Origin of the sequence: Methylobacterium sp. Leaf88 (assembly GCF_001422795.1) — a bacterium.
In the GTDB taxonomy this organism is placed as follows: domain Bacteria; phylum Pseudomonadota; class Alphaproteobacteria; order Rhizobiales; family Beijerinckiaceae; genus Methylobacterium.
This window is the reverse complement of sequence record NZ_LMMK01000015.1, coordinates 52,151-76,870: the sequence shown is the minus strand read 5'-3', so window position 1 is coordinate 76,870 and position 24,720 is coordinate 52,151. Positions and strand designations below refer to the sequence as shown.

The following is a 24,720-nucleotide window of genomic DNA, read 5'->3' as shown; positions in this document are numbered from 1 at the left end:
CCGGTGGAACAGTCCGTCGCCGAGGGAGGTTCCGGGCGCGATGCCGGCGGCGCCCGTCATTTCTTGGTCAGGAGCAGGTTGCCCTCGTTGCCGAGCTTCTTCTGGATCTGCTGCGCGAACAGGGCCAGCAACAGCGGCAGCCGGACCTCGACCCGCACGGTCTCGGGGCGAACATCCACCTGCCCGTCGACCTTCTGGCCGAGGGCAGCCATGGCGAAGTCGAGGCGGTCGTCGGTCCAGGCCATCTTCTCGACGGCGACACCCGCCTTGGCGAACAACCCGTCGGCCTGGGTGATCCCGTCCGCGATGCGCCGACGGGCTTCGGCCAGGCCGAGTTCATGGGGGATTTCGACGATCAGCGGCTTTGCCATAAGGGTCTGAGCTCTCGGTTTCACCGCCCAGATGGGGCCGGCCGGTCCCTCTCACAACGCCGACCGGCCCGATAAGCTCAGTTCACCACGCTCAGGGCGACGTAGGTCGTGCCGCCCATGCCGAGGGCGCGGGCCGAGCCCTTGGCGAGATCGATGATCCGGCCTCGGATGAACGGGCCACGATCGTTGATGCGCACCACCACCGAACGGCCATTGCGCTTGTTCTCGACCCGGACCCGGGTGCCGAACGGCAACGTGCGATGGGCGGCGGTCATCCCGTTCGGATTGAAGCGCTCGCCATTCGCCGTCCGATGGCCGCTCGCGTACCAGGAGGCGGCACCGCTCTGGGCGCTGGCTGGCTGAACGGCGGCAAGTGTCACGACGGTCCCGATGATGGCAGCGGCCCCACGAACAGGCTTGATGGTCATCCGCATTCCCTTTGTTGTTTCGGATGGCCGGCAAAATGAAGCGGAACAGGGCCAAAATGAGACCGGACAAATGTGGCGGCCGGGGCCGGAATTGAGGCTATAACGGTTTATTCATCACTGGTTGTGTGTGGCCATATTGTCGAATATCCGCGGGCTTTGCGATGACGAAACGGCAATGCTGGAACACCAGTGAAGTCGCCGAGACCGCGTTGCAGCCGGCGTCGCTGCGCATCGGTGGGATGCGGAAAAACGAAATCAGCGTTGCGCTCAGTGAAACCCTGGTCTGCGACGGGGTCGCGAGGGGCGCCGGAGACGAATTTTCTCTTTCGGCGGAGCTGTGAGGTCCAGGCTGGGTGGACCCGGTGCCGATCGTGGCACCGGCTGGGCCGCTACAGGGTCCGCTGGGACGGTTGCGGCCGGTCTCTCAGATCTTTCGAAACCTGCTCGTTCGAGCGGCGATGCTGTCGCAATAGCCTCGTGTCCATTCGAACGATCAACCCGGCAAAAATTGCAGCCCCAAATCGAGACGCCTTGTCTTCGTCCCGGCAACCCGCCCTTTACGTTAACGGGGCCAAGGTCTGCCGGTCAGTCGCGTAACCGGTGTTTGCCATGGCTTCCCTGCGTACCGCGGTTGCCGACACCGTCGCCCGGAAAAGTGTCTCGCGTACCGGGCGGCCCGTGTCGGCGCCGCGGATGGGTCTCGTACCCGCCGCCAAGCGTTTTCCTCTCGAAGACCGTCTCCCCCTCGACGAGATTCTCGTCGGAGACTGCATCGCTGCGATGAACGCCCTTCCGGCGTCCAGCGTCGACTGCGTCTTTGCCGATCCGCCCTACAATCTTCAGCTCGGGGACGGCGCGCTCCTGCGTCCCGACCAGAGCCGGGTCGACGCGGTCGACGACGACTGGGACAAGTTTTCGACCTTCGCCGCCTACGATGCCTTCACCCGCGAATGGCTGGCGGCCGCGCGCCGGGTGATGAAGCCGAACGCCACCCTGTGGGTCATCGGCTCGTACCACAACATCTTCCGGGTCGGCGCCACGCTGCAGGATCTCGGCTTCTGGATCCTCAACGACATCGTCTGGCGCAAGGCCAACCCGATGCCGAACTTCCGCGGCAAGCGCTTCACCAACGCGCACGAGACCCTGATCTGGGCCTCCCGCTCCGCGGAGTCGAAGGGCTACACCTTCCACTACGAGGCGCTGAAGGGCGGCAATGACGACGTCCAGATGCGGTCCGACTGGTTCATCCCGCTCTGCACCGGCGACGAGCGCCTGAAGGGCGCCGACGGGCAGAAGGTCCATCCGACGCAGAAGCCGGAGGCACTGCTCGCCCGCACGCTCCTGTCGGCGACGAATCCCGGCGACGTGGTGCTCGACCCGTTCTTCGGGACCGGCACCACCGGTGCGGTTGCCAGACGCCTCGGCCGGCACTTCATCGGCATCGAGCGCGAGACGGTCTACGCCGAGGCGGCCCGCGCCCGCATCGACGCCGTCGAACCCCTGTCGCAGGCCGCCCTGCTGGTGGCTCCGAGCAAGCGCGCCGAGCCCCGCGTCGCCTTCCTCAGCGTCATCGAGGCCGGGCATATCCGCGCCGGCGAGACCCTGACCGACGCGCGCGGCCGGCACAGCGCCATCGTGCGTCCCGACGGCACCCTGATGGCCGGACCGGCTACGGGTTCGATCCACAAGATCGGCGCCCTGGTGCAGGGCTTTCCGGCCTGCAACGGCTGGGATTTCTGGCATGCGACCCGGAACGGCAAGCCGGTGCTCATCGACGTCTTCCGCGCCCAGATGCGCTCCGCCATGGGCTCGGCCGCCTGAGGGGCGCCGGTCAGCGCGACCGCGGTCGTCCCCGTCTGCGGGGGGCGGCCGGGGGTGCCGCCTCGGCCGGGCCTTCGAACTCGTCGATCGACCCGTCGGGAATCGGGGCTGGCGCCGGGCGCGGGGCGGGCTTGGGCACCGGGCGGAAGCGCGGCGACGCAGCGGGTGCCTCCGGCTCGGGCTCGGCGAAGAGCGGCGTATCCGTGAGGCTCCGCATCGCCTTCGGCCTGCCGCGCTTGGCAGCCCTTTCCGCTAGCGGCTCCGCGGCCTCCGGCTTCGGATCGAAGGCGTGTGCCAGGACCTTCTTCATCACGCCCGGCAGCGGTTCCTCGTCGAGGTCGCGGCGCGGCGTGAAGCGCAGGCCCGGCGGCGGCGGCGTGCTGAGCGCCACCTTGGCGACGAACACCGTCAGCTCCAGGGGGAAATGCGTGAAGCCGTGTCGGACGAGGCCCGGCAGCCGCCGCCAGCGCGCGTCGAGCGGCGCGTCCAGGAGGGCCTGGGCCGGATCGTAGTCGGGCTCCCAGGGGCTCATCGGTGGTTCGGCCATGGAGCCCAGCAAACCCTCGGGCGGCCGGGTGCGCAGCAGGACCGCCTCGTCGCCGCTGCGGATCGCCACGAAGGCCGCACCCCGGCGCAGGGTGCCCTTCACGGCCTTCACCTTCCTGGGGAAGGTCTCCTGAAGGCCGAGGGCCCGGGCGCGGCAGGGGGCCATCCAGGGGCAGAGGGCGCAGGCCGGGCGCTTGGGCGTGCACAGCGTGGCGCCAAGATCCATCACCGCCTGGGCGAAGTCGCCGGGCCGGTCCGCGGGCACGAGGGCCTGGGTCAGCGCCCGGATCTCGGGGCGGGCCGCCGGCAGGGTGGTCTCGACGGCGAAGAGCCGGGTCATCACCCGCTCGACATTGCCGTCCACCGCCGCTTCCTGACGGTCGAACGCGATCGCCGCGACGGCGCCCGCCGTGTAGGCGCCGATGCCCGGCAGCTTGCGCAGGGACGCGGCCGTGTCGGGAAAACGCCCGGCCTCCGCCACCGCCCGGGCGCAGGCATGCAGGTTGCGGGCCCGGGAGTAGTAGCCGAGCCCGGCCCAGGCCGACATCACCGCCTCCTCGGGCGCCGCAGCAAGGTCGTCGATGGTGGGGAAGCGCGTCAGGAACTTCGCGAAATAGGGTTTGACGGCCGCGATCGTGGTCTGCTGCAGCATCACCTCCGAGAGCCAGACCCGGTACGGATCGGGCGTCTCGCCCGGCAACGCCCGCCAGGGCAGGACGCGGCGGTGCCGGTCGTACCAGGTCAGGAGATCCGCGGCCTCGGGGGCTGGAACTGAGGTGTGGGGCACGGGCACCGGCGCGTGATGGGGAAGCTCGTCCATAGACCGCCGGCCGGGTGCGTCCAAGGCCGACTTCTCCAGGGCCGACCTGCCTGAACGTGTCGTCGGGCGGGGGGGGCGGCGCCCCGCTTCGGCCGGACGGAACGGCATGCTAACCATTGCGGGCGATATCGGAGCCTCGATCTCGTCCCGGTCGGACACTACGGAAACCCTGCGCATGGCGCGTGTCAAACCCCTCGCCGAGCTGCTGGAGGGCTGCATCGGCCCCGCCTTCGCGGCGCAAGGGTTCGCCTCCACCGACATTCTGGCCGCCTGGCCCGAGATCGTCGGGGAGCGGCTCGCGCGGTACTGCCAGCCCTCGAAGCTCGAATGGCCGCGCCGGCGTCGGCGCGAGGAGGAGGGGCGCCCCGATCCCGGCACCCTCGTGGTTCGGGTCGAAGGCGTGTTCGCCCTCGAATTGCAGCACCTCGCGCCGGTGGTGATCCAGCGCATCAATGCCCATTACGGCTGGGCCTGCGTCGGCAAGATCGTGATGCGCCAGGGACGGGTCGACCGGATCGGGCGTCGCCCCGCGCCGCCGGTGGTGGATCCCGTCCGCCGCGGCGAAGTGGCGCTTGCGGTCCAGGCGATCGAGCACGACGCCCTGCGAGACGCCCTCGACCGCCTCGGAACGGCGGTGGTGGCGACAACACACAAGCGCTAGGCGCGCCGCGCAGCCTTGTCAGGACGCCTGCAGGATTCTACCGCATCGCTGACGAGAAGATTTGGTCCGCGACCGGAGCCCTCCCGATCATGATCACCCGACGCGATGCCCTGAAAGCCACCGGCCTTGCCGTCGGCGCGGCGATCCTCCTGCCCCGGTTCACCCTCCCGGCCGCGGCGGAGGACGCGAACCTGTCGACCCTGATGGAGCCCGGTCCGCTCGGTGACGTCTGGCTCGGCCCGAAGGACGCCAAGGTGACGATCATCGAGTATGCCTCGATGACCTGCTCGCACTGCGCCGCCTTCCACAGGAACACCTGGCCGGCCCTCAAGGAGCGCTACATCGACACCGGCAAGGTGCGCTTCACCCTCCGCGAGTTCCCCCTCGACCCGTTGGCGACGGCGGCCTTCATGCTGGCGCGCTGCGACGGCGATGCGAAGTACTATCCCATCACAGATCTGCTCTTCGACCAGCAGCAGGCCTGGGCCTACGTCCAGAAGCCGCAATCGCCGGTGGATGCCATGGAGCAGATGCTGCGCCAGGCCGGCTTCTCGAAGGAGAAGTTCGAGGCCTGCCTGAAGGACCAGAAGCTCTACGGCGCCGTCAACGCGGTCAAGCAGAAGGGCATGGACACCTTCAAGGTCGATTCGACCCCGACGTTCTTCATCAACGGCGAGCGCTTCAAGGGCGAGATGACCATCGAGGGCATGGAGAAGGTGATCAAGCCCCTCCTGGGCGCCTGAGATTCCCGAAGCGGGTCCGTCGCGGCGACGGCCTCGCCCGCCGCCGTCGGCCGGGTGCGAGAACACCTGGGGGCGGATCGGCAAAACACCGATTTCTCGTGGTGCAACAATATCTTACGTAAGGTCGAGGGCGCCTTGACACCCAAGGTGGGCGAAACTATGGTGCGCCCCGCTTGAAGGAGGCGTTCCGCCGGTTCCCTCCGCTCTCGCCAATGTGAGTTCTCGCCGTGAGCGGCAACGAAACTGCGGACGAAGGCGGGGACGGGCGGAAGAAAGCACTGGACGCGGACCTCTCTCAGAGGCTCAAACGTCTTGAGACGCAGATTGAGCGGAAGCGGCCGAGTGCCCCTCCCGGTCATTCGACGCGTCCCGGTCCTTCGGCCGGGCCCTCTCCTCTCGGCCAGGCGATGCGGCTCTCGACCGAGTTCATCGCGGGCGTCCTCGCCGGGGGCATTCTCGGTTGGATGTTCGATCATTACCTCGGGACGAAACCCTGGGGACTGATCGTCCTGCTGATGCTGGGGTTCGTCACCGGCGTCTACAACGTCATGCGCGCCTCGGGGTCTCTTCCCAAGGTGCCGACCAAGGAAGAGGACCGCTAGCGGTTCTCGGGGAAGCGCCGCGCACGCGGCGAACCGAATTGAAATCATGCCGCTCGCGCGGCACCGGTGGTGGCGGGCCTTCTGGCCGGCCGAGAGTCAGAAGGGCGGGAGCGGCAATGGCCGTAAAGATGGATCCGATCCACCAGTTCGAGCTCAAGCCGCTGGTCTCCTTCGGTCATATCGGCAACCAGGAGATCGCGTTCACCCAGTCCGCGCTCTACATGTTCGCCGCTGTCGGGATCATCGCGCTGATCACCGTCGTGGCCACCGCCCGCCGCTCGGTGGTGCCGGGCCGCATGCAGTCCATGGCCGAGATCTTCTACGAGTTCATCGGCTCGACCCTGCGCCAATCCGCCGGTCACGGCTCCGAGCGCTTCATGCCGCTGATCTTCTCGCTCTTCATGTTCGTGCTCGTGCTGAACATGCTCGGCATGATCCCCTACGCTTTCGCGGTGACCAGCCACATCATCGTCACCTTCGCGCTGGCCTTCCTCGTGATCGGCACCGTCATCGTGTACGGCTTCATGGCCCACGGCACTAAGTTCCTGAAGGTGTTCGTTCCGTCGGGCGTGCCCGGCTGGCTCCTGCCGATGATCGTCGCGATCGAGATCGTGTCCTTCATCTCGCGTCCGATCAGCCTCGCGGTTCGTCTCTTCGCCAACGTGCTGGCCGGTCACATCGCGCTCAAGATCTTCGCGGGCTTCGTCCCGGCGCTGCTCGCCGCCGGCGCTTGGGGGGCCATCTCGCCGCTGCCCCTGGCCCTCAGCGTCGCCGTCACGGCTCTCGAGTTCCTCGTCGCCGGTCTGCAGGCCTACGTCTTCGCGACGCTCGCCTCGATCTATCTCAGCGACGCCCTGCATCCCGGCCACTGAGCCGGGTCATCCCGGCCGAGGGCCGGGACACCCCCTTCCGTCCCCGGTTCGCGATCGCGGCCGGATTTCTCTCCACGCAACGACGACACGGACACCAGGAGCAATTTGATGGATCCCTTAGCTGCCAAGTACATCGGTGCCGGCCTCGCCTGTCTCGGGATGGCGGGCGCCGCCATCGGCCTCGGCAACCTCTTCGGCCAGTTCTACGCCGGCGCGCTCCGCAACCCGTCGGCCGCCGACGGCCAGCGCGGCAACCTGCTCCTCGGCTTCGCCCTCACGGAAGCGCTCGGCATCTTCTCGCTGCTCGTCGCGCTGCTGCTCCTGTTCGCCGTCTAAGACACGCTCGTCACGGATCTCGAACCGATACCGGACCGGACGCCGCCTCCCGCAGGGATGGCAGAGGCGTCCGGTCCCCACTCCTTGAATTTACGCGAAGGACGTCATGGCTCAGCCGGCCCATTCGACCGCAACGCATGAAGGCTTCGTCGCGACGCCGGCCGCCGAACATGGCGGCGGTTTCCCGCCCTTCGAGAGCCACACCTTCGCGTCCCAGCTCATTTGGCTCGCCCTCGCCTTCGGGCTGCTTTACTACCTGATGGACAAGATCGCGCTGCCGCGCATCCAGGCCATCCTGCACGACCGCGCCGTGCGTCTGTCGGGCGATCTCGACGAGGCGCAGCGCCTGAAGGCCGAGGCGGATGCCGCCGGAGCCGCCTACGAGAAATCCCTGAGCGATGCGCAGGCCAAGGCGCAGGCCATCGCCCTCGAGACCCGCACGGCCCTCTCGCAGGAAGCCGAGACCAAGCGGAAGGCGCTCGAGGCCGAGCTGAACGCCCGCATCGCCGCCTCCGAGGCGACGCTTCGCACCCGCACCGCCGAGGCCATGGGCAACGTCCGCGGCATCGCCGGCGAGACGGCCTCGGCCATCGTCGAGCGCCTGACGGGCCGCAGCCCCGACGAGGCCGCCCTCGCCAAGGCCCTCGACAGCGTCTCCTTCCCGCACTGAGGCGGACGCCAAACCATACCTGACCGGCAGGACCCGAGGGGCGAAGACCCCGCCGGACCGCTGGACACCATCGAGTTGGGACGACGAGCATGTTGTTGGAAGCCGAATTCTGGGTCGCAGTCGCCTTCGTCCTGTTCATGGCCGTGGTCTGGAAGGTCGGCGGCTTCAACCAGATCACCAAGGGGCTGGACGGCAGGGCCAAGCGCGTCCGCCACGAACTCGACGAGGCGCGTCGCCTGCGTGAGGAGGCCGCTGGCGTCCTCGCCGATTACAAGAAGCGCCGCGCCGAGGCCGAGCGCGAGGCCGAGGCCATCGTGGCGTCCGCCCGCGAGGAGGCCCAGCGGATCGCCGACGAGGGCCATGCGCGCCTGAACGACTTCATCGCCCGTCGTACCAAGTCGGCCGAGACCAAGATCGCGCAGGCCGAGGTCCAGGCGACCGCCCAGGTTCGGGCCGCCGCTGCCGACGCCGCGGTGAAGGTTTCGGAGGTCATCCTGCGCGAGCGCATGCAGGGTGAGACGGCCGAAGGCCTCGTCCGCCAGAGCCTTGGCGAGGTTCGGACCCGCCTGCGGGCCTGATCCTTCCCTCTGCGACACCAGGGAAAGCCGCCGCGAGGCGGCTTTCTCGTTTTCGGCGCCGTCCCACGCCGGCAGCGTGCTAGAAGGCCGCCCCGATCGCGCCGGCGCCACGCCGCAGCGGAGTTTCGATGCAGCCGATCATTGCGATCCAGAACCTGTCCAAGGTCTACGCCTCGGGCCTCAAAGCCCTCGACGGCATCAACCTCGACATCGCCGAAGGCGAGATCTTCGCGCTTCTCGGTCCGAACGGGGCCGGCAAGACGACGCTGATCAGCATCGTCTGCGGCATCGTCACGGCGAGCGCCGGCCGCATCCTCGCGGGTGGGCACGACATCGCCCGGGACTATCGCCAGGCCCGCCGCATGATCGGCCTCGTGCCGCAGGAGCTCACCACCGACGCCTTCGAGACGGTGTGGGCGACGACGAGCTTCAGCCGCGGGCTCTACGGCCTCAAGCCGGATCCGGCGCATATCGAGCGGGTCCTGCGCGACCTCTCCCTGTGGGAGAAGCGCGACGCGCGGATCATGACTCTGTCGGGCGGTATGAAGCGGCGGGTGCTCATCGCCAAGGCCCTGAGCCATGAGCCGCGCATCCTCTTCCTCGACGAACCCACCGCCGGCGTCGACGTGGAACTGCGCCGCGACATGTGGCGCTTGGTGCGCTCGCTGCGCGACACGGGCGTCACCATCATCCTCACCACGCACTACATCGACGAGGCCGAGGAGATGGCCGACCGCATCGGCGTGATCCGCAAGGGCCAGATCATCCTGGTGGAGGAGAAGGCCGAGCTGATGCGCAAGCTGGGCAAGAAGCAGATGACCCTGAACCTGCAGGAGCCGCTCGCCGCCCTGCCCCCCGCTCTGGCGCGGCACGATCTCACCCTCAAGCCGGGCGGACAGGATCTGGTCTACACCTACGACACGAAGGGCGAGCGCACCGGCATCACGGCGCTGCTGGCCGACCTCGCCGCCGCCGGCATCCGCTTCCGCGACCTCCAGACCAGCCAGTCCTCGCTGGAGGAGATCTTCGTCGACCTCGTGAAGGAACGCGCATGAACTGGTACGCGGTCCGCGCCATCTACGGCTTCGAGATGGCGCGCTTCTGGCGCACGGCGCTGCAGAGCATCGTGGCGCCGGTCATCGCCACCTCGCTCTACTTCGTGGTCTTCGGAGCGGCCATCGGCTCGCGGGTCGCCTCGGTGGACGGGGTCGCCTACGGCGCCTTCATCGTGCCCGGCCTGATGATGCTCTCGCTCCTGACGCAGAGCATCGCCAATGCCTCGTTCGGCATCTACTTCCCGCGCTTCGCCGGCACGATCTACGAGATCCTCTCGGCGCCCGTCTCGCCGCTCGAGATCGTGCTCGGCTATGTCGGCGCGGCGGCTTCGAAATCGATCCTCATCGGCCTCATCATCCTGGCCACCGCCGCCCTGTTCGTGCCCCTGCGGATCGAACATCCCTTCGTGATGGTGCTGTTCCTGCTCCTGACGGCGGTCACCTTCAGCCTGTTCGGCTTCCTGATCGGCCTCTGGGCCGACGGCTTCGAGAAGCTGCAACTGGTGCCCCTCCTCATCGTGACGCCGCTGACCTTCCTCGGCGGCAGCTTCTACGCCATCGAGATGCTGCCGCCGTTCTGGCGTGCGGTGAGCCTCGCCAACCCGGTGGTCTACCTGATCAGCGGCTTCCGCTGGTCCTTCTTCGGCACGTCGGATGTCGGCGTCGGCGTCAGCCTCACCATGGCGCTGATCTTCCTGATCCTGTGCCTCGCCGGCGTGACCTGGATCTTCCGGACCGGCTACCGCCTGAAGACCTGAGGCGCGGTAGTGCCCTCTCAGAGCCGCTGGGCCAGGAAATCGAGGACGCCCGTGCGGTGACCGCGGTCGCCCACGGCCGTGCTGTGGTCGCGGTTCGGAAGTTCGAGGGCGGTGCCGTTCGGGAACAGCGCCGCCAGCGCCGGACCCGAGCCCGAGACGGTGTCGAGGGTGCCGGTCGTCACCAGGGTCGGTGACGAGATCTCGGCGACTTCGGCGCGCGACAGGGTCTGGCGCGAGCCGCGCATACAGGCGGCCAGGGCCCGCAGGTCGCTCTTCGTCTGCTCGGCGAAGGTGCGGAACGCGGCGGCCGTCGGGTTCGGGGCCGGTGCGCCGGGCTCCGCCTCCAAGGCCTCGGCGATCCCGTCGGGCAGGCCCTTGCCCTCGATCAGATGCAGGCCGAGACCGCCGAGCAGCAGCGAACGGACGCGCTCCGGCGCATCGAGAGCCAGGAACGCGGCGATGCGCGCGCCCATCGAGTAACCCATGACATCGGCCTTGGGGATCCCGAGATGGTCGAGGAGGCGGCGCGCGTCCTGGGCCATGAGGTCCGCGCCGTAGACCTCCGGATCGTAGAGCTTCTGGCTCTCGCCGTGCCCCCGGTTGTCGAAGGCGATGGTGCGGTAGCCGGCCTGGGTCAGGGCCCGGACCCAGAGCGTGTTGACCCAGTTCACCGCATGGTTCGAGGCGAAGCCGTGGATCAGCAGGACCGGGTCGCCCGACCCGCCGACGGCGGGGACGTCGATGTAGGCGAGGGAAACACCGTCGGAATCGAAGCGCTGCATGGGCTCGGGCCTTATCGGTCGGGGCATGGTCCCGCCTCCTTGAACCGTCGGGCGCGTGGACGGAAGCCCTCCGGTGGCGCATGGGCGCACATGAAAGCGGCGGCAGGTTGCCCTGCCGCCGCGTTTCGCCGAACCGGATCGTCCGATCGGATCAGAAGGTGATGCCGGTCTCCAGCATGTAGCGCTCCTGCGAGGTCTTCAGGCCGCTGCGGCCGAAGCCGAGGCCGGGCGTGATGTCGTAGAGCTGCACGGTCGAGAACTCGCCGCGGACGAAGTAGCGATCGAAGGTGAAGGTCGGGGTCACGGTGAAGGAGAAGGCCGAGCTGCCGGCGCCGTAGAGCACCGAGGTCTGACCGAACGGATTGTTGCGGTTGCCGCTCTGGCTGATGTACTCCACGCGGCCCGCGAGGGCGAAGTTGTCCGTGAAGGCGTAGCTGGCGAGGAGGGCGCCGCCGATGGTTTCGGCACCGGCGAGGCCCAGGACGGCGTTCTGCTCCACGTTGGTGTACTGGACGTACGGCGTCACGATCCAGGGACCGTCCGCATAGGTGTAGTTGGCACTGATGATGCTGCTGTTCTGCAGCGAGACGGGCGTGGCGTACTGGAAGCGAAGGCCGCGACGACCGAACGGGTCCGCGAAGTCGAAATTGGTGTAGCTGGAGAAGTGCGTGCCGCCGTTGATGCCCACCGTGTTGGCGGGGTCGATCTTGTAGGTGATCGCACCCGTGACCCAGTTGATCTCGCCGGAATAGAAGCCGTCGGTCGCGGCGAACGAGGCCGCCCACGGACCATCCGAGTAGTTCACCTGCACACCCTGGTTGATCACGTTCTCCTGACCGAAGAGGAGGCCGCGGGAGATGTTCAGGTTCTGGAAGGTGAACGGCAGCTCGGAGCCGATCAGGGTCGGCATCCGACCGCCCTGGATCGACCAGTTGTCGTTGATCACGTACTTTCCGAACACGATCGGCGCCGGGGAATACAGCAGGTCCGTCTGGTCGAAGGTGCCGTAAATCGGCAGGCCGAGGCCGGGGATCGAGTAGGCGCCGAAGGCGGCGTAGAACTGGAACGGGCCGTCGGCCTTCTGGATGAAGCCCATCAGGTTCGAGACGTCCACGCGGCCGGCCCGGTCACTCGGCAGCGGAGCGGGCGAGAACGTGTACTGGTTGGGCTGGGTGTAGAAGTAGCCCGTGACCGCACCGCCGACATAGACGTCGCCGAAGGCGCCGAGCGTCAGGCAGGACGGGTTCGGGTTCTGCTTAATGACGCCGCCATAGGCCGGGAAGGTGATCTCGGCCTTGCACGGCGCGGGCGGGGCAGGGACCGCCAGCACCTTCGCCGGCATGTCGGCCGCGAAGGCGCAGACCGAGGACAGCAGGACGGCGGAAAGGGCGAGAAGCGAGCGCTGCATGGCGATGGGAACTCTGCGGGAGGATCTGCGTTGGGGCGACGTTCTCAAAGGTTCCCGTTTACGGCAAAGCTATCCTTTGTGCAGACGCCTATTTTTCGGGCAATCGAGGCCGCTCGAACTGGGTTTCGGTCGTGGTGTTGCCGCAATGGAACAGGTCTGAGCACCAGATCCGGTCTCGACGATTGTCCTCTGCTTCCGAAGTGGCGCGACGGTCAGGTCTGATCTGCGGCCGACCGCATTCGCCCGGAGGGGGCGCTGCGGGCTGATCGGCCCGGAATGTCCGGGACCTTTCGATCCTCCCGCGGCGGCGTCGCTTGCCGCCGCGTCCGTGCGCTGGCATCAGCACGCACGATGAAAGACACGCAGCCCTACGGCACTTACGCTCCCACCGGCCTCGTCGCGCGCATCGCTCGGCAGACGGGCCGGATCTCCTACGCGAGCTGGGCCGGGCGACGCCTCGCCCTGTTCCTGCGCCGCGTGGCGATCGGGCTGCTGCGCGGCGCCCCTCTGGACGTCGAACGCTACGGCGCCCGCATGCGGCTCTACCCCTACAACAACAACTGCGAGAAGAAGGTGCTCTTCACGCCGCAGTTCTTCGATCCGGAGGAGCGCGCACTTCTCCGGGCGAAGCTTCAGCCCGGCTGCACCTTCCTGGATATCGGCGCGAATATCGGTGCCTACGCGCTGTTCGTGGCGGCCTTCGCGGGGCCGCGCGCCCGGATCCTGGCCGTCGAGCCGCAGCCGGACGTGTTCGACCGCCTGACCTACAACATCGCTCAGAATCCGTTCGGAACGGTCAAGGCGGTGGCCTGCGCGGTCGCCGACAAGGCGGGGGAACTCACCCTGTTCGTGGATCCCCGCAACCGGGGGGAATCGAGCCTGAAGATCGTCGGGACGAACGAGGGCGCGCAGATTCGTGTGCCGGCCGTGCCCCTGCTCGATCTCGCCCTCGGCGAGGGCATCGCGCGCATCGACGCGATGAAGCTCGATGTCGAGGGCGCCGAGGACCTGATCCTCGAACCCTTCCTGCGGGCCGCCCCCGCGAGCCTCCACCCGCGGCTGCTCATCGTCGAGAACGGCACCGACCAGTGGCAGATCGACCTGCCCGCCTTGCTCGAGCAGCACGGCTATCGCCGGATCGCTCGCACCCGCCTCAACCTGATCTTCGAGCGGGCCGACTGACGGGCCCGCGCGGTTCTTCTGGGACGCGCGCCCTACAGCACCGGGATGGCGTCGGCCACGGCGATGCCGACCGGGTCGATGCGGCAGCGATGGGCGTGGACGGCGACGCCGGCCGCCCGAGCGGCCTGAAGCGCCCGGTCGAAGGCAGGATCGAGGTCCCGCGCGGCGTCGAAGCGATCCGCCCACATCTGCACCACGATGATGACCATGGCACGGCCCCCGGCCTCGACGACGGCCGCGAGGTCCGTCATGTGGCGGGCGCTGCGGGCGGCGACGCAATCGGGAAATTCCGCGAGGCCGGGGCTGCGCATCAGGTGACAGTTCTTCACCTCGACATGGCAGGGCGGCATCCCCTCCCCCGTGGCGAGGAAGTCGACCCGGCTTGCCCGGGCGTAGCGGACTTCGGGCCGCAGGCCCGTGTAGCCGGCGAGGCAGGGCAGGCCGCCGGCTGCGAAGGCCTCCGCCACCAGGGCGTTCGGCCGCATCGTGTTGATGCCAACCCATTGCCGGCCGCCGGGCAGATCCGCCTCCACCAGTTCCCAGGAAAAGGGGAGCTTGCGCGTCGGGCCCCGGACGTCGGACAACAGGGCCCGCGCGCCCGGCACCGCAAGTCCCAGCATCGCCCCCGGGTTGGGGCAATGGGCCGTGATCACGGACCCGTCGGCAAGCTGCAGATCGGCGAGAAAGCGCTTGTAGCGACGCAACAGGCGCGCCTCGATCAGGGGCGAAGGGAAGCGCATCGCGGGTCCGGGGCAAGAAACGGGTTGATACGGGCCCCCGTCGACGGGGAATCGGGCCGTCGTGAGGCGCCCGGGCTGGTCAGTACCGACCGGATGCGACAGAATTCGCGCGGCGCGCCCGGGTCGATGACCGGGAAAGCCGCAGTTCGTCCGCGAGGCCGCCATGTTCAATCTGTTCGACATCCTTCAGGCGCAGGCGGGCCCCAACGCGCAGGGTTTCGGACGGCAGTTCGGCTTGTCGCCGGAGCAGAGCCTGCGCGCGATGGAAGCCCTGCTTCCGGCCCTCACGATGGGGCTGCAGCGGAACGTCGCCCAGGATCCGACCGGCTTCGCCCACCTCTTCAATCTCGTCGGCCCCGCCGCGCAGAAGTCGTCGAGCGCGACGCCGCAGATGGACATGCTGGTCCAGCAACTCTTCGGCTCGCCCCATCTGAGTCAGGCCGTTCTGCAGCAGGCCGCTGCCGTCAGCGGCGTGGCGATGCCGGCCTTGAAGCAGATGCTGCCGATCATGGCCGGCATGGTGGTGGCGGGGATCGTCCACGTCATGATCAACCAAGCGCCTGCCGCGGCGCCGGTCCCGCGCGCCGAGGCGAACCCCTTCGGCTTCCCGCCCAATGCCTGGTCGGAGATGATGCAGGCGTTCCTGAACTCCGGCGCCAAGGCCCCGAAGCCCGCGACGCCCTCGCCCCAGGCACGGCCGCGTGCGGCGTCGAAGTGGCTCGCGGCTTCGCCCCGGCCGGAGTCCGCCGCGCCGGACAGGTCGGCCACGGAAGCGCCCTTCGACGTGATGCAGCAGATGTTCCAGACGGGCCTGGAGGTGCAGCAGGAGAACGCCCGCGCGATGCAGCGCCTGTTCGATACCTTCTGGCAGGATCCCCGTAATCCCACCGAGACGGGCGGCAACGGTTCGGGTGACCGGCCCAAGGCAGGACGCACCGGGCAGCGCTAGCCGAAGACCCGCCGTCGGCGACGCCGACAGAGGACGGCAGAGAACCGATCGTCGCCGGGCCATCGACCCGAGGGCGCTGCGCCCGGGCGCCCTGCCGACCGGTTCCGACGCCGGCCGTCCAACTCGTTCGTCGGATCGGGGCACCACTCGGTCGCAGCGATGGCCGCAGCGGCAGGCCGGCGTGGCGCTCGGGCGACGCCCGGATCCGCCCTTGCCGAGGGGATCGAACGGATCGGGTCCGAGAGGCTTGAGATGGGAACCCTTGCAGAACACTTACGGAACGTTTAACGTGTTCGTGGTTTGTTTCTAGTGCCACCCGCCGCGATCCGTGGCGCTAACGAAGAGTGTCCCGCATGTTGACGCGTAAGCAGCTGGACCTGCTCCAGTTCATCCAGCTTCGGATGCGCGAGAGCGGCGTTCCCCCGTCGTTCGACGAGATGAAGGATGCCCTCGACCTGAAGTCGAAGTCGGGCATTCACCGCCTGATCACGGCCCTGGAGGAGCGCGGCTTCCTGCGCCGGCTGCCCAACAGGGCGCGGGCCATCGAGGTGATCCGGATGCCGGAGAGCCTCGGGGGGAATGCGGGCGCCCCGCGCGCCGCTCCGGCCTCCGAGGTTCGCCGCTTCACGCCGAGCGTGGTCGAAGGCGGCAAGGGCAAGGGCCTGCCGGCCGGCGCATCGGTGCCCCGACTGCCGACCACGCAGGCCACCGACGAGAGCGGTCGGGCCGTGACCATCCCGGTGATGGGTCGGATCGCGGCCGGTACGCCCATCTCGGCCATCCAGGAACAGAGCCATTCGGTGACGATGTCGCCGGATTTCCTGGCCGGTGGCGAGCATTACGCCCTGGAGGTGCGCGGCGATTCGATGGTCGATGCCGGGATCCTCGACGGCGACCTGGTGGTCATCCGCAAGCAGGACACCGCCAATACGGGCGACATCATCGTGGCCCTCATCGACGACGAGGAGGCGACCCTGAAGCGCCTGCGCCGGCGTGGATCGTCCATCGCCCTGGAAGCGGCGAATCCGGCCTACGAGACGCGGGTCCTCGGGCCGGATCGGGTGCAGATCCAGGGACGTCTGGTCAGTCTGGTGCGCCGCTACTGAAGGGGGTCCCCGTCCGGTTCATCGCCGGACGGATCCGACGGGTCGCGGGTGCGATCGGGGATTTCCGGTAAGACCGACGCAGGCGGTGTCGAAGATGGCAAGGACGTTCCCGGCGGGAACAACGGCTTGCGCAAAGGCGTCGCACGCCAGGGCACGACATCCCCGGGATGCTTCGCGGAGGCGAGGGACGGCCCATCGCGGGTGAGGCGAATCGCGGTCGCACCGTGCGATCCCAGGAAATCCCGGTCGATGACGATCGATGCGGCGCAGCCGCCGGGCGCGGATTGCCGGGTGATCAGGATGTCGGCCCTGGCGCAGTCCTCTCCGAGGGCACGCTTGTCGGTGGTCAGGGCGAGCACGCGGCCGTCGGGTGTGGTCAGGGTACAGCCCAGGCGATCGCAGCGCGCGCCCTCGAACCCCGTGACGTCCTGCACCCGTCGGTCGTCTCCATCGGCCTTGAGCCATTGCGCGAGCACGAAGGGGGGCGGCCGGCCAAGGGTGGCGAGCCGCCCATTGCGCTGGCGGATGGCGGCGCCCGCCCCCTCCCGATCGACGTAGATGTCGTAGCGATCCGGGGCAGCCGCACAGGCGATGCCGATCGCTGCCGGAATGAGGCCGAGCCAGCGCAGCGACGAGGCCGGGAGCGTCAGGACGATCAGGGCGGCGGCCAGAAGGCCGAGGGCCCCCGTGCCGAAGGCCGGGACCACGACGACGGCGTTGCCGAAGCCCGCGATCCAGGTCGAGATGGTCAGCATCCCCCGCACCGCCAGGCCCATGGCCCACCAGACCGGCTGATCCAGCGCGAACGGATAGGCGAGGATGCCCAGAACCGCTGACGGCATCACCGCCAGGGAGACGAGCGGCAGGGTGAGCGCATTGCCCACCAGCCCGAAGGGCTGCACCGTCTGGAAGTGGTAGGTGGCGAAGGGCGCGGTGGCGATCTGGGCCACGAGCGTCGTGGCCAGGGTGCCGACGACCGCCGCGGTCGCCAGGGCGAAGATCCGGGGGAGCAGGCCGGCACCGTCGCGCTGCCGCCCGCGTCCGGCGATCAGCGGCGCGCAGGCAATCAGGCCGGCCACCGCCGCGAACGACATCTGGAAGCTCGGGCCGAGGAGGCCGTCCGGCTCGCGGGCCAGGGCGATCAGGGCGGCGAGGGCCAAGTTTCGCATGCTGAGCGCCGGGCGGTCGACCAGGATCGCGCCTAGCATCACGAGGGTCATGATCAGCGAGCGCTCGGCGGCGATGTCCCAGCCGGAGAAGACGCAGTAGGCCGTCACGCCCACCATGGCGACGGCAGCGGCGATCTTCTTGATCGGCCAGTGCAGTGCCGCGAACGGAACGAGGGCCAGAAGCGCCCGCACGAGCCAGAACACCACGCCGGCCGCCAGGACCATGTGAAGGCCCGAGATCGAGACGACGTGGTAGATGCCGGCGGCGCGCAGGATGTCGTTGGTCTCGGGGCTGATCAGGCCGCGCTTGCCCGTCACCAGGGCCGCCGCCACCGCTCCGGCCTGTCCGCCGTTGGCGTCGGTGATGCGGCGCGTCAGGGCGTTGCGGGCCGCGTCGACGGCGGCCGCGAGGCGGATCTGCCAGTCCGCGCTCTCGGCCGGCGGCCGCAGGTCGACCTTGCCGACGAGGGAGCCCACCGCGCCGATCTCACGGAAGAAGGCATCCCGGGCGAAGTCGTAGCCTCCGGGGCGGGCGGCTTCCGGCGGCGGAAGCAGGCGCGCGGTCGCGGCGATGCGGTCGCCCGGCTTCAGGGTATTCGCCTTGCGGTAGGAGACCCGCACCCGGACCGGGCGGACCTCGGCGCCGAGGGTGCCAAAGCTCTCGACGCGGAGGATCAGGCGCGCCCCCTCCTCCCGCTCGTCCAGCCCTTCGATGGTGCCCACCAGCGGACCGATCGTGGTGCGGGCGAGGATCGGCCCGTCGACCGAGCGGACCCGCGCGGCGGCCGCCGCGAAGCCCAGGAGGGCGGCGACGGCGGCGAGCACTAGGGCCAGGCCGAACGGGCGCGCCACGAGGAGGGGCGTCGTCGCGGCGAGCAGGGCGGCGGCCGCGAGCGGCGCCAGGAGCGACGGCGTCCCCTGCGTACCGAGGAAGAACGCGAGGATGCCGCATCCGAACGCGACGGCGAGCCAGGCGAAGAGCCGGCGCTGCTCGATCTCGCGGGTCCATCCCGCCCGGAACCAGTCGCGGATCGGCCCGGCGCCCGGGCGACGCGCGGCGAGGTGGCGCGTGATGCGCCCCATCGCCGCCATCGCCCGCGCCTGCGCCATCGCGAAAACCTCCGGGCGTGCGTCCGTGACCGGGAGCCGGCGATGCGCCCTGCGATCCTGGGAACGGGACGATTCCTTAACGTGTGCCCGCGCGCATGCTACACGCGCGGTTCCGGGCCGGTCGATCCGCTTCCCGCCCGAATCACGAGCCATTCAAGTCCAGATTGATGTCGTCAGCCGTCGTCACGCGTTTCGCGCCCTCGCCCACGGGCTACCTTCACATCGGCGGGGCTCGCACGGCCCTGTTCAACTGGCTCTATGCCCGCCGCTTCGGCGGCCGCATGCTGCTGCGCATCGAGGACACCGATCGCGAACGCTCGACGCAGGGCGCCATCGACGCGATCCTGGACGGCATGCGCTGGCTCGGGCTCGATTGGGACGGGGACGTCATCTACCAATACGCCCGCGCCGCCCGTCACCGCGAAGCCGCCGAGAGCCTGCTGGCCTCCGGCCACGCCTATCGCTGCTACGCGACGCCCGACGAACTGACGGCGATGCGCGAGGCGGCCCGCGCAGAGGGGCGGCCCCTGCGCTACGACGGCCGCTGGCGCGACCGCGACCCGTCCGAGGCGCCCGCCGGCGTCAAGCCGGTGATTCGCCTGCGCGCCCCGACCGACGGCGAGACCGTGGTCGAGGACGGCGTGCAGGGCCGGGTCGTCTGGCAGAACAAGGATCTCGACGACCTCGTCCTGCTGCGTTCGGACGGCAACCCGACCTACATGCTCGCCGTCGTAGTGGACGATCACGACATGGGCGTCACCCAGGTCATCCGCGGCGACGACCACCTGACCAATGCGGCGCGCCAGCGCCAGATCTCCGATGCCCTCGGCTGGGAGGCGCCCGCCATGGCGCATATCCCGCTGATCCACGGCGCGGACGGCGCCAAGCTGTCGAAGCGGCACGGGGCCCTCGGCGTCGATGCCTACCGAGACCTCGGCTACCTGCCGAGCGCCCTGCGCAACTACCTCGTGCGCCTGGGCTGGAGCCACGGTGACCAGGAGGTCTTCTCCACCGAGGAGATGATCGCCGCCTTCGACCTCAATGCCATCGGGCGGTCGCCCGCGCGCTTCGACTTCGCCAAGCTGGAAAACCTCAACGGCCTCTACATCCGTGGCGCGGCCGATGCGGACCTCGTCGCGGCGATCGACGAGGTGCTGCCGGCGCTCGGCCCGGCACGGGGGATCGCGGTGCCCATGAGTCCGGCTCTGCGGGAGACGCTCACTGCCGCGATGCCGGGCCTGAAGGAGCGGGCCAAGACCCTCGTCGAACTCCTGGACAGCGCCTACTACCTCACCGCGGCCCGGCCCCTCGTGCCCGACGAGAAGGCGAAGGGGCTGCTCGGCGACGAGGCCCGGAATCGCCTGGCCGCCCTCCTGCCGGCCCTCGAGGGGTTGCCCGATTGGACCGCCGCCGCCACCGAGGGCGCGGTCCGGCAGTTTGCCGAGGCGAACGGCCTGAAGCTCGGCCAGATCGCGCAGCCCCTCCGGGCGGCGCTCACCGGCCGCGCCACCTCGCCGCCGGTCTTCGACGTCATGGCCGTGCTCGGCCGGGAGGAGTGTCTCGGCCGGCTCCGCGACCAGACCGGCTGACCACCGCACTGCAGCAAAATGCCGGTTCGTCCGAGTGCTCCGAGTGGAAGAATGACAAATCGGCCCGGATTTCGCTTCGACGTCGAGGTGAGCCGGGCCGTCGGTTGATGACGGTCCGCCGATCCGCTACCCCCATGCTCGTGTGAGCAAGTGCAGCATGCGCTGCATTTGCACCCCGGACCCGGGTGGTCGATTGCATCGCCACGCGGGCCGACGCCGCCCCGTTGCCACGAAAGGGTCCAGGTCTCCATGAGCGCCTCCAGCACGATCACCGTGGGCGACAACCACGTCGAACTTCCGATCAAGACCGGCACCATCGGGCCGGACGTGATCGATATCGGCAAGCTCTACGCGAAGACGGGCAAGTTCACCTTCGATCCCGGCTTCACCTCCACCGCCTCCTGCGAGTCGAAGATCACCTACATCGACGGCGATGCGGGCATTCTCCTCTATCGTGGCTATCCCATCGAACAGATCGCCGAGCACGGCGACTTCCTCGAAACCTGCTACCTCATGCTGTTCGGCGAGCTGCCGACCCCGGCCCAGAAGGCGGATTTCGACTACCGGATCACGCGCCACACCATGGTGCATGACCAGATGAACCGCTTCTTCCAGGGGTTCCGCCGCGACGCGCACCCGATGGCGATCATGGTCGCCTGCGTCGGTGCCCTCTCGGCCTTCTATCACGATTCCACCGACATCTCGGACGACCAGCAGCGCATGGTCGCGTCGATGCGGATGATCGCCAAGATGCCCACCCTGGCGGCGATGGCCTACAAATATTCGATTGGACAGCCCTTCGTTTATCCGAAGAACGATCTCGACTACACCTCGAACTTCCTGCGGATGTGCTTCGCGGTTCCGTGCGAGGAGTTCAAGGTCAATCCAATCTTCGCGCGCGCGCTCGACCGGATCTTCATTCTCCACGCCGATCACGAGCAGAACGCCTCGACCTCGACCGTGCGTCTCGCGGGCTCCTCGGGGGCCAATCCCTTCGCCTGCATCGCGGCCGGCATCGCCTGCCTGTGGGGACCCGCCCACGGGGGCGCCAACGAGGCGGCCCTGAAGATGCTCGAGGAGATCGGGCATCCGGAGAACGTGGCCAAGTACGTGGCCAAGGCCAAGGACAAGAACGATCCCTTCCGCCTGATGGGCTTCGGCCACCGCGTCTACAAGAACTACGATCCGCGCGCGCGCATCATGCAGAAGACCACCCACGAGGTGCTGGGTCAGCTCGGGATCAAGGACGATCCGCTGCTCGAAGTCGCCGTGCAGCTGGAGCAGATTGCCCTGAAGGACGACTACTTCATCGAGAAGAAGCTCTATCCGAACATCGATTTCTACTCGGGCATCACTCTCAAGGCGATGGGCTTCCCGACCTCGATGTTCACGGTGCTGTTCGCCCTGGCCCGCACCACCGGCTGGATCGCCCAATGGGCCGAGATGATCGAGGATCCCTCGCAGAAGATCGGCCGGCCGCGGCAGCTCTACATCGGTCCCGACAAGCGGGAATACACCCCGATCGATCAGCGCGCCTGACCCAGGCCACCCCGCGCCGGACACCCTCCGGCGCGGAATGCGTCTTCGGATCGGTGCCGTCGCCGCCGATCCGCGACCCGGACCGCCCTAATGCGGGCGCGCGCGATCGACGATAGCCCGGGCGGCCGCGAAGGCCTCGTCGGGATCGAGCGCGGTGGTATCGAGGAGGACGGCGTCGGTCGCCGCCTTCAGCGGCGCCGTGGAACGCTGCGCGTCCCGTGCGTCGCGGGCGACGATATCGTCGAGAATGGCGCCCAGGCTCGCGGATTCCCCGCGCCGCAGCAATTCGAGGTGGCGGCGCCGGGCGCGCTCCTCGGGCGCGGCCGTGATGAAGAGCTTCACCTGGGCGTTGGGGCAGACCACGGTCCCGATATCGCGTCCGTCCAGCACGGCGCCGCTGGCATCGCCGGCAAAGCGCTGTTGCCAGGCCAGGAGGGCGGCCCGCACGGCGGGGACCGCCGAGATGCGGGAGGCCGCCTCGCCCATGGCGCGCTCGCGCAGGCGCGGATCGGCGAGCCGGTCCGCGATCAGGCTGGAGGCGGCCCGCGCCGCGGCCTGATGATCGTCGAGGCTGTGGCCGGAATCGATCACCGTCAGGGCGACGGCCCGGTAGAGCAGGCCGGTATCGAGATGCGGCAGGCCGTAATGGGCGGCCAGCCGCTTGGCGAGGGTGCCCTTGCCCGAGGCGGCGGGGCCGTCGATCGCGATCACCATCGGCATCGCGCTCACCCTTCGATCCGGCCGCCGAGGCCCTGCATCGTCGGCAGGAAGCTCGGGAAGCTCGTGGCGATCATCGCGCCGTCATCCACCGTGACCGGCTCCCGGGTGGCGAGGCCCATCACCAGGAACGCCATGGCGATGCGGTGATCGAGATGGGTCGCCACGGTGCCACCCCCCCGGGCCGGCTCGCCGGTGCCGTGGACGACGAGATCGTCACCTTCGACGAGATAGGCGACGCCGTTGGCGCTGAGTCCGTCCGCCACCGCCGCGAGGCGGTCGGATTCCTTCACGCGCAGCTCGTGCAGGCCGCGCATCCGCGTGGTGCCCTCCGCGAACGCGGCCGCGACGGCGAGCACCGGGTACTCGTCGATCATGGCCGGGGCGCGCTCCGGGGGCACGTCGACGCCCCGGAGGCGGCTCGCCCGCACGCGCAGGTCGGCGACGGTCTCGCCGCCCTCCTCCCGCTCGCGCAGGCGCTCGATGTCGGCGCCCATCTCGATCAGGGTGGTGATGAGCCCGATCCGCAGGGGGTTCATCATGACGCCTTCCAGCGTCACCTCGGAGCCGGGCACGATGAGGGCCGCCACCAGGGGGAAGGCCGCCGACGAGGGATCGGCGGGGACGACCACCTTGGTGCCCCGGAGCATGGGCTGCCCGGTGAGCGCGATCGTCCGCCCGTGTCCGTCGGGGCCGTGGGGCGTCACCGTGACCTCGGCGCCGAACAGGCGCAGCATCCGCTCGGTGTGATCGCGGGTGGCCGCCGCCTCGATCACCGTCGTGGTCCCGGGGGCGTTCAGGGCGGCCAGCAGCACGGCCGACTTGATCTGGGCCGAGGCCACGGGCGTCTCGTAGGTGATCGGGATCGCCTCGCGGGGGCCGCGCAGGGTCAGGGGCACGCGGCCGCCCTCCTCCTCGCGCACCACCTCGGTTCCCATCCGCACCAGCGGATCCAGGATGCGGCGCATGGGCCGCTTGCGCAGGGAGGCATCGCCGTCGAAGGTCGCGGTGACCGGCTGGCCGCCCACGACGCCCATCATCAGGCGCGAGCCGGTCCCGGCATTGCCGAAATCGAGCACGTCCTCGGGATCGCTCAGGCCGCCGATCCCGACGCCGCGCAGGCGCCAGCGCCCCTCGCCCACCCGCTCCACGTCGGCCCCGAGGGCCTTGGCGGCCGCCGCGGTGCGCAGGACGTCGTCGCCCTCGAGAAGGCCCTCGACATTGGTCTCGCCGATGCTGAGCAATCCGAGAATCATCGCGCGGTGCGAGATGGACTTGTCCCCCGGAGGCCGCAGGCTGCCCTGGAGAGGCAGGCCCGCATGGGAAGTCAGGGGGTGCGGCTGGGAATCATGGGACACGGGCGTCGACTTTTCGGCTGGGCGCAGGGGCGCCTGCGGGCTTCTGCAGGCGCGCCGATCATGGGGCCGGTTAACATGCGTCGCCGCCGCCGTCATCCGATGGCGCGCATCCCGGGCCGTCCGGCCCGGAAAACGCCCGTGGACGGCCGAAGACGGACGTGGAACGTACGTCAACCGCAAGAGAATTTGACAGGAGCGTCCCACGCGACTAACGGGGCGCCTCTCCCAAAAGATCGCACGTACTAGAGGTTCGCCCGTGGCCAGACCGGAACTCGGCTTGAAGCGTCAATGCATGAGCTGCGGCGCCAAGTTCTACGACCTCGACAACGACCCTCCGACCTGCCCGAAATGCGGAACGATCTATCAGGTCGCGGCAGCCTCCGGCCGTGCCGCCCCGGCGCTCGCGGCGCGGGCCAACGCCGCCCCGGCCGATGACGACGAGGATACGGATGCCGAGAAGGGCGGTCCGGAGATCGTGTCCCTCGACGAGGTCGAGGCGGCCGAGGACGAGGCGGATACGACGACCGAGGACGTCGACGGCGACAGCAACGACGATACGGACGACACCTTCCTCGAGGAAGAGGACGCCGGCGACGACGACGTGGCCGACCTGATCGACGGCGACATCGAGAACGACGAGGAGAGCTGACGCTCGCCCGCGCCCTCCGCCCAACCTCCGGCAAAAAAGTTTGCCGGCGGGGCACAAAGGGGGTTGAGGCCGCGGACAAGCCCCAGTACATCACCGCTATCGGCGGTGGGCGACACGCCCGCCGACGACGACCACCCCGGGCCTTCCAGAGGCCGGGGTGT

At 69.0% G+C, this 24,720-nt stretch carries 26 protein-coding genes; 17 read left to right on the top strand and 9 right to left on the bottom strand.

What is annotated here, in order from left to right; translation table 11 throughout:
- Window positions 1-56: 56 nt before the first annotated feature.
- Entirely contained in the window at window positions 57-371 is a 315-nt protein-coding gene (locus ASF20_RS11090; RefSeq protein WP_056215767.1) for a polyhydroxyalkanoic acid system family protein, read from the bottom strand.
- A gap of 77 nt (window positions 372-448) precedes the next feature.
- Window positions 449-805 carry a septal ring lytic transglycosylase RlpA family protein gene (locus ASF20_RS11085; RefSeq protein WP_056274143.1) on the bottom strand — a complete coding sequence of 119 codons (357 nt, stop codon included), beginning with the start codon at window positions 803-805 and terminating at the stop codon, window positions 449-451.
- Window positions 806-960: 155 nt separating this feature from the next.
- Between ASF20_RS11085 and ASF20_RS11080 the strand changes: the two genes are divergently transcribed.
- Both ASF20_RS11080 and ASF20_RS11075 read left to right on the top strand, forming a co-directional pair.
- Window positions 961-1,140: a hypothetical protein gene (locus ASF20_RS11080; RefSeq protein WP_056274138.1), complete on the top strand. Its 180-nt coding sequence runs from the start codon at window positions 961-963 to the stop codon at window positions 1,138-1,140.
- 268 nt (window positions 1,141-1,408) lie between these two features.
- Window positions 1,409-2,620 carry a site-specific DNA-methyltransferase gene (locus ASF20_RS11075; protein WP_277996199.1) on the top strand — a complete coding sequence of 404 codons (1,212 nt, stop codon included), beginning with the start codon at window positions 1,409-1,411 and terminating at the stop codon, window positions 2,618-2,620.
- A 10-nt stretch (window positions 2,621-2,630) separates the two neighbouring features.
- Here ASF20_RS11075 and mutY read toward each other — a convergent pair whose 3' ends face one another.
- A complete protein-coding gene (gene mutY, locus ASF20_RS11070) occupies window positions 2,631-3,986 on the bottom strand; it encodes an A/G-specific adenine glycosylase (protein WP_056274136.1) in 1,356 nt (451 codons plus the stop codon).
- A gap of 175 nt (window positions 3,987-4,161) precedes the next feature.
- Here mutY and ASF20_RS11065 point away from each other — a divergent pair, with 175 nt between their 5' ends.
- The 9 genes from ASF20_RS11065 (at window position 4,162) to ASF20_RS11025 (ending at window position 10,261) form a co-directional block, all read left to right on the top strand.
- Complete coding sequence (locus tag ASF20_RS11065; RefSeq protein ID WP_056215776.1) at window positions 4,162-4,647, top strand: DciA family protein; 486 nt, start codon at window positions 4,162-4,164, stop codon at window positions 4,645-4,647.
- Window positions 4,648-4,736: 89 nt separating this feature from the next.
- Window positions 4,737-5,390 carry a thioredoxin domain-containing protein gene (locus ASF20_RS11060; protein WP_056215780.1) on the top strand — a complete coding sequence of 218 codons (654 nt, stop codon included), beginning with the start codon at window positions 4,737-4,739 and terminating at the stop codon, window positions 5,388-5,390.
- A gap of 227 nt (window positions 5,391-5,617) precedes the next feature.
- Entirely contained in the window at window positions 5,618-5,992 is a 375-nt protein-coding gene (locus ASF20_RS11055) for an AtpZ/AtpI family protein (RefSeq protein WP_056274132.1), read from the top strand.
- A 116-nt stretch (window positions 5,993-6,108) separates the two neighbouring features.
- Complete coding sequence (locus tag ASF20_RS11050) at window positions 6,109-6,864, top strand: F0F1 ATP synthase subunit A (protein WP_056215786.1); 756 nt, start codon at window positions 6,109-6,111, stop codon at window positions 6,862-6,864.
- 108 nt (window positions 6,865-6,972) lie between these two features.
- The gene (locus ASF20_RS11045; protein WP_018044493.1) at window positions 6,973-7,200 is read left to right on the top strand and encodes a F0F1 ATP synthase subunit C; all 228 of its coding nucleotides are present in this window, start codon (window positions 6,973-6,975) and stop codon (window positions 7,198-7,200) included.
- Window positions 7,201-7,306: 106 nt separating this feature from the next.
- Window positions 7,307-7,870, top strand: coding sequence for an ATP synthase subunit B (locus ASF20_RS11040; RefSeq protein ID WP_056215787.1), 564 nt, complete (start codon window positions 7,307-7,309; stop codon window positions 7,868-7,870).
- A 92-nt stretch (window positions 7,871-7,962) separates the two neighbouring features.
- Window positions 7,963-8,448, top strand: a complete 486-nt coding sequence (locus ASF20_RS11035; RefSeq protein ID WP_200927220.1) for an ATP F0F1 synthase subunit B — start codon at window positions 7,963-7,965, stop codon at window positions 8,446-8,448.
- 128 nt (window positions 8,449-8,576) lie between these two features.
- Complete coding sequence (locus ASF20_RS11030; protein WP_056215793.1) at window positions 8,577-9,503, top strand: ABC transporter ATP-binding protein; 927 nt, start codon at window positions 8,577-8,579, stop codon at window positions 9,501-9,503.
- Window positions 9,500-10,261: an ABC transporter permease gene (locus ASF20_RS11025; RefSeq protein WP_056215796.1), complete on the top strand. Its 762-nt coding sequence runs from the start codon at window positions 9,500-9,502 to the stop codon at window positions 10,259-10,261. The genes ASF20_RS11030 and ASF20_RS11025 overlap by 4 nt, the downstream gene beginning before the upstream one ends.
- 17 nt (window positions 10,262-10,278) lie before the next feature.
- Here the strand turns inward: ASF20_RS11025 and ASF20_RS11020 are convergent, their stop codons facing one another.
- Together ASF20_RS11020 and ASF20_RS11015 are read right to left on the bottom strand one after the other, a co-directional pair.
- Window positions 10,279-11,043, bottom strand: coding sequence for an alpha/beta fold hydrolase (locus tag ASF20_RS11020; protein ID WP_056274129.1), 765 nt, complete (start codon window positions 11,041-11,043; stop codon window positions 10,279-10,281).
- A gap of 151 nt (window positions 11,044-11,194) precedes the next feature.
- The gene (locus tag ASF20_RS11015) at window positions 11,195-12,457 is read right to left on the bottom strand and encodes an outer membrane beta-barrel protein (protein WP_056215943.1); all 1,263 of its coding nucleotides are present in this window, start codon (window positions 12,455-12,457) and stop codon (window positions 11,195-11,197) included.
- Window positions 12,458-12,802: 345 nt separating this feature from the next.
- On the opposite strand from ASF20_RS11015, the gene ASF20_RS11010 reads away from it, so the two are divergent.
- Window positions 12,803-13,633, top strand: coding sequence for an FkbM family methyltransferase (locus ASF20_RS11010; protein ID WP_056215801.1), 831 nt, complete (start codon window positions 12,803-12,805; stop codon window positions 13,631-13,633).
- 32 nt (window positions 13,634-13,665) lie between these two features.
- On the opposite strand, the gene sfsA is transcribed toward ASF20_RS11010, so the two are convergent.
- On the bottom strand, window positions 13,666-14,373 hold the full coding sequence (gene sfsA, locus ASF20_RS11005) for a DNA/RNA nuclease SfsA (protein WP_056274127.1): 708 nt from the start codon (window positions 14,371-14,373) through the stop codon (window positions 13,666-13,668).
- 163 nt (window positions 14,374-14,536) lie between these two features.
- On the opposite strand from sfsA, the gene ASF20_RS11000 reads away from it, so the two are divergent.
- Window positions 14,537-15,322: a DUF937 domain-containing protein gene (locus ASF20_RS11000; protein WP_056274124.1), complete on the top strand. Its 786-nt coding sequence runs from the start codon at window positions 14,537-14,539 to the stop codon at window positions 15,320-15,322.
- A 353-nt stretch (window positions 15,323-15,675) separates the two neighbouring features.
- Window positions 15,676-16,428 carry a transcriptional repressor LexA gene (gene lexA, locus ASF20_RS10995; protein WP_056274121.1) on the top strand — a complete coding sequence of 251 codons (753 nt, stop codon included), beginning with the start codon at window positions 15,676-15,678 and terminating at the stop codon, window positions 16,426-16,428.
- Here the strand turns inward: lexA and ASF20_RS10990 are convergent.
- Window positions 16,422-18,680, bottom strand: a complete 2,259-nt coding sequence (locus ASF20_RS10990) for a ComEC/Rec2 family competence protein (RefSeq protein WP_056274159.1) — start codon at window positions 18,678-18,680, stop codon at window positions 16,422-16,424. The genes lexA and ASF20_RS10990 overlap by 7 nt on opposite strands.
- Window positions 18,681-18,874: 194 nt before the next feature.
- On the opposite strand from ASF20_RS10990, the gene gltX reads away from it, so the two are divergent.
- Entirely contained in the window at window positions 18,875-20,296 is a 1,422-nt protein-coding gene (gene gltX, locus ASF20_RS10985) for a glutamate--tRNA ligase (RefSeq protein ID WP_056274118.1), read from the top strand.
- Window positions 20,297-20,545: 249 nt separating this feature from the next.
- Window positions 20,546-21,835 carry a citrate synthase gene (gene gltA, locus ASF20_RS10980; protein ID WP_056215808.1) on the top strand — a complete coding sequence of 430 codons (1,290 nt, stop codon included), beginning with the start codon at window positions 20,546-20,548 and terminating at the stop codon, window positions 21,833-21,835.
- 87 nt (window positions 21,836-21,922) lie between these two features.
- Here gltA and cmk read toward each other — a convergent pair whose 3' ends face one another.
- Together cmk and aroA are read right to left on the bottom strand one after the other, a co-directional pair.
- Window positions 21,923-22,555 carry a (d)CMP kinase gene (cmk, locus tag ASF20_RS10975; RefSeq protein ID WP_056215952.1) on the bottom strand — a complete coding sequence of 211 codons (633 nt, stop codon included), beginning with the start codon at window positions 22,553-22,555 and terminating at the stop codon, window positions 21,923-21,925.
- A 5-nt stretch (window positions 22,556-22,560) separates the two neighbouring features.
- A complete protein-coding gene (aroA, locus tag ASF20_RS10970; RefSeq protein WP_056274115.1) occupies window positions 22,561-23,910 on the bottom strand; it encodes a 3-phosphoshikimate 1-carboxyvinyltransferase in 1,350 nt (449 codons plus the stop codon).
- A gap of 256 nt (window positions 23,911-24,166) precedes the next feature.
- Between aroA and ASF20_RS10965 the strand changes: the two genes are divergently transcribed.
- The gene (locus ASF20_RS10965) at window positions 24,167-24,559 is read left to right on the top strand and encodes a TIGR02300 family protein (protein WP_082487898.1); all 393 of its coding nucleotides are present in this window, start codon (window positions 24,167-24,169) and stop codon (window positions 24,557-24,559) included.
- Window positions 24,560-24,720 lie beyond the last annotated feature (161 nt).

Bases quoted from the DNA above. Each gene is read 5' to 3' on its own strand.
- mutY (WP_056274136.1), bottom strand. From the start codon at position 3,986: ATGGACGAGCTTCCCCATCACGCGCCGGTGCCCGTGCCCCACACCTCA.
- ASF20_RS11020 (WP_056274129.1), bottom strand. From the start codon at position 11,043: ATGCAGCGCTTCGATTCCGACGGTGTTTCCCTCGCCTACATCGACGTC.
- lexA (WP_056274121.1), top strand. From the start codon at position 15,676: ATGTTGACGCGTAAGCAGCTGGACCTGCTCCAGTTCATCCAGCTTCGG.
- ASF20_RS11040 (WP_056215787.1), top strand. From the start codon at position 7,307: ATGGCTCAGCCGGCCCATTCGACCGCAACGCATGAAGGCTTCGTCGCG.
- ASF20_RS11000 (WP_056274124.1), top strand. From the start codon at position 14,537: ATGTTCAATCTGTTCGACATCCTTCAGGCGCAGGCGGGCCCCAACGCG.
- sfsA (WP_056274127.1), bottom strand. From the start codon at position 14,373: ATGCGCTTCCCTTCGCCCCTGATCGAGGCGCGCCTGTTGCGTCGCTAC.
- ASF20_RS11030 (WP_056215793.1), top strand. From the start codon at position 8,577: ATGCAGCCGATCATTGCGATCCAGAACCTGTCCAAGGTCTACGCCTCG.
- ASF20_RS11060 (WP_056215780.1), top strand. From the start codon at position 4,737: ATGATCACCCGACGCGATGCCCTGAAAGCCACCGGCCTTGCCGTCGGC.
- ASF20_RS11045 (WP_018044493.1), top strand. From the start codon at position 6,973: ATGGATCCCTTAGCTGCCAAGTACATCGGTGCCGGCCTCGCCTGTCTC.
- ASF20_RS11080 (WP_056274138.1), top strand. From the start codon at position 961: ATGACGAAACGGCAATGCTGGAACACCAGTGAAGTCGCCGAGACCGCG.
- ASF20_RS11065 (WP_056215776.1), top strand. From the start codon at position 4,162: ATGGCGCGTGTCAAACCCCTCGCCGAGCTGCTGGAGGGCTGCATCGGC.
- gltA (WP_056215808.1), top strand. From the start codon at position 20,546: ATGAGCGCCTCCAGCACGATCACCGTGGGCGACAACCACGTCGAACTT.
- ASF20_RS11010 (WP_056215801.1), top strand. From the start codon at position 12,803: ATGAAAGACACGCAGCCCTACGGCACTTACGCTCCCACCGGCCTCGTC.
- ASF20_RS11075 (WP_277996199.1), top strand. From the start codon at position 1,409: ATGGCTTCCCTGCGTACCGCGGTTGCCGACACCGTCGCCCGGAAAAGT.
- ASF20_RS11090 (WP_056215767.1), bottom strand. From the start codon at position 371: ATGGCAAAGCCGCTGATCGTCGAAATCCCCCATGAACTCGGCCTGGCC.
- ASF20_RS11050 (WP_056215786.1), top strand. From the start codon at position 6,109: ATGGCCGTAAAGATGGATCCGATCCACCAGTTCGAGCTCAAGCCGCTG.
- ASF20_RS10990 (WP_056274159.1), bottom strand. From the start codon at position 18,680: ATGGGGCGCATCACGCGCCACCTCGCCGCGCGTCGCCCGGGCGCCGGG.
- ASF20_RS11025 (WP_056215796.1), top strand. From the start codon at position 9,500: ATGAACTGGTACGCGGTCCGCGCCATCTACGGCTTCGAGATGGCGCGC.
- ASF20_RS11085 (WP_056274143.1), bottom strand. From the start codon at position 805: ATGCGGATGACCATCAAGCCTGTTCGTGGGGCCGCTGCCATCATCGGG.
- cmk (WP_056215952.1), bottom strand. From the start codon at position 22,555: ATGCCGATGGTGATCGCGATCGACGGCCCCGCCGCCTCGGGCAAGGGC.
- gltX (WP_056274118.1), top strand. From the start codon at position 18,875: ATGTCGTCAGCCGTCGTCACGCGTTTCGCGCCCTCGCCCACGGGCTAC.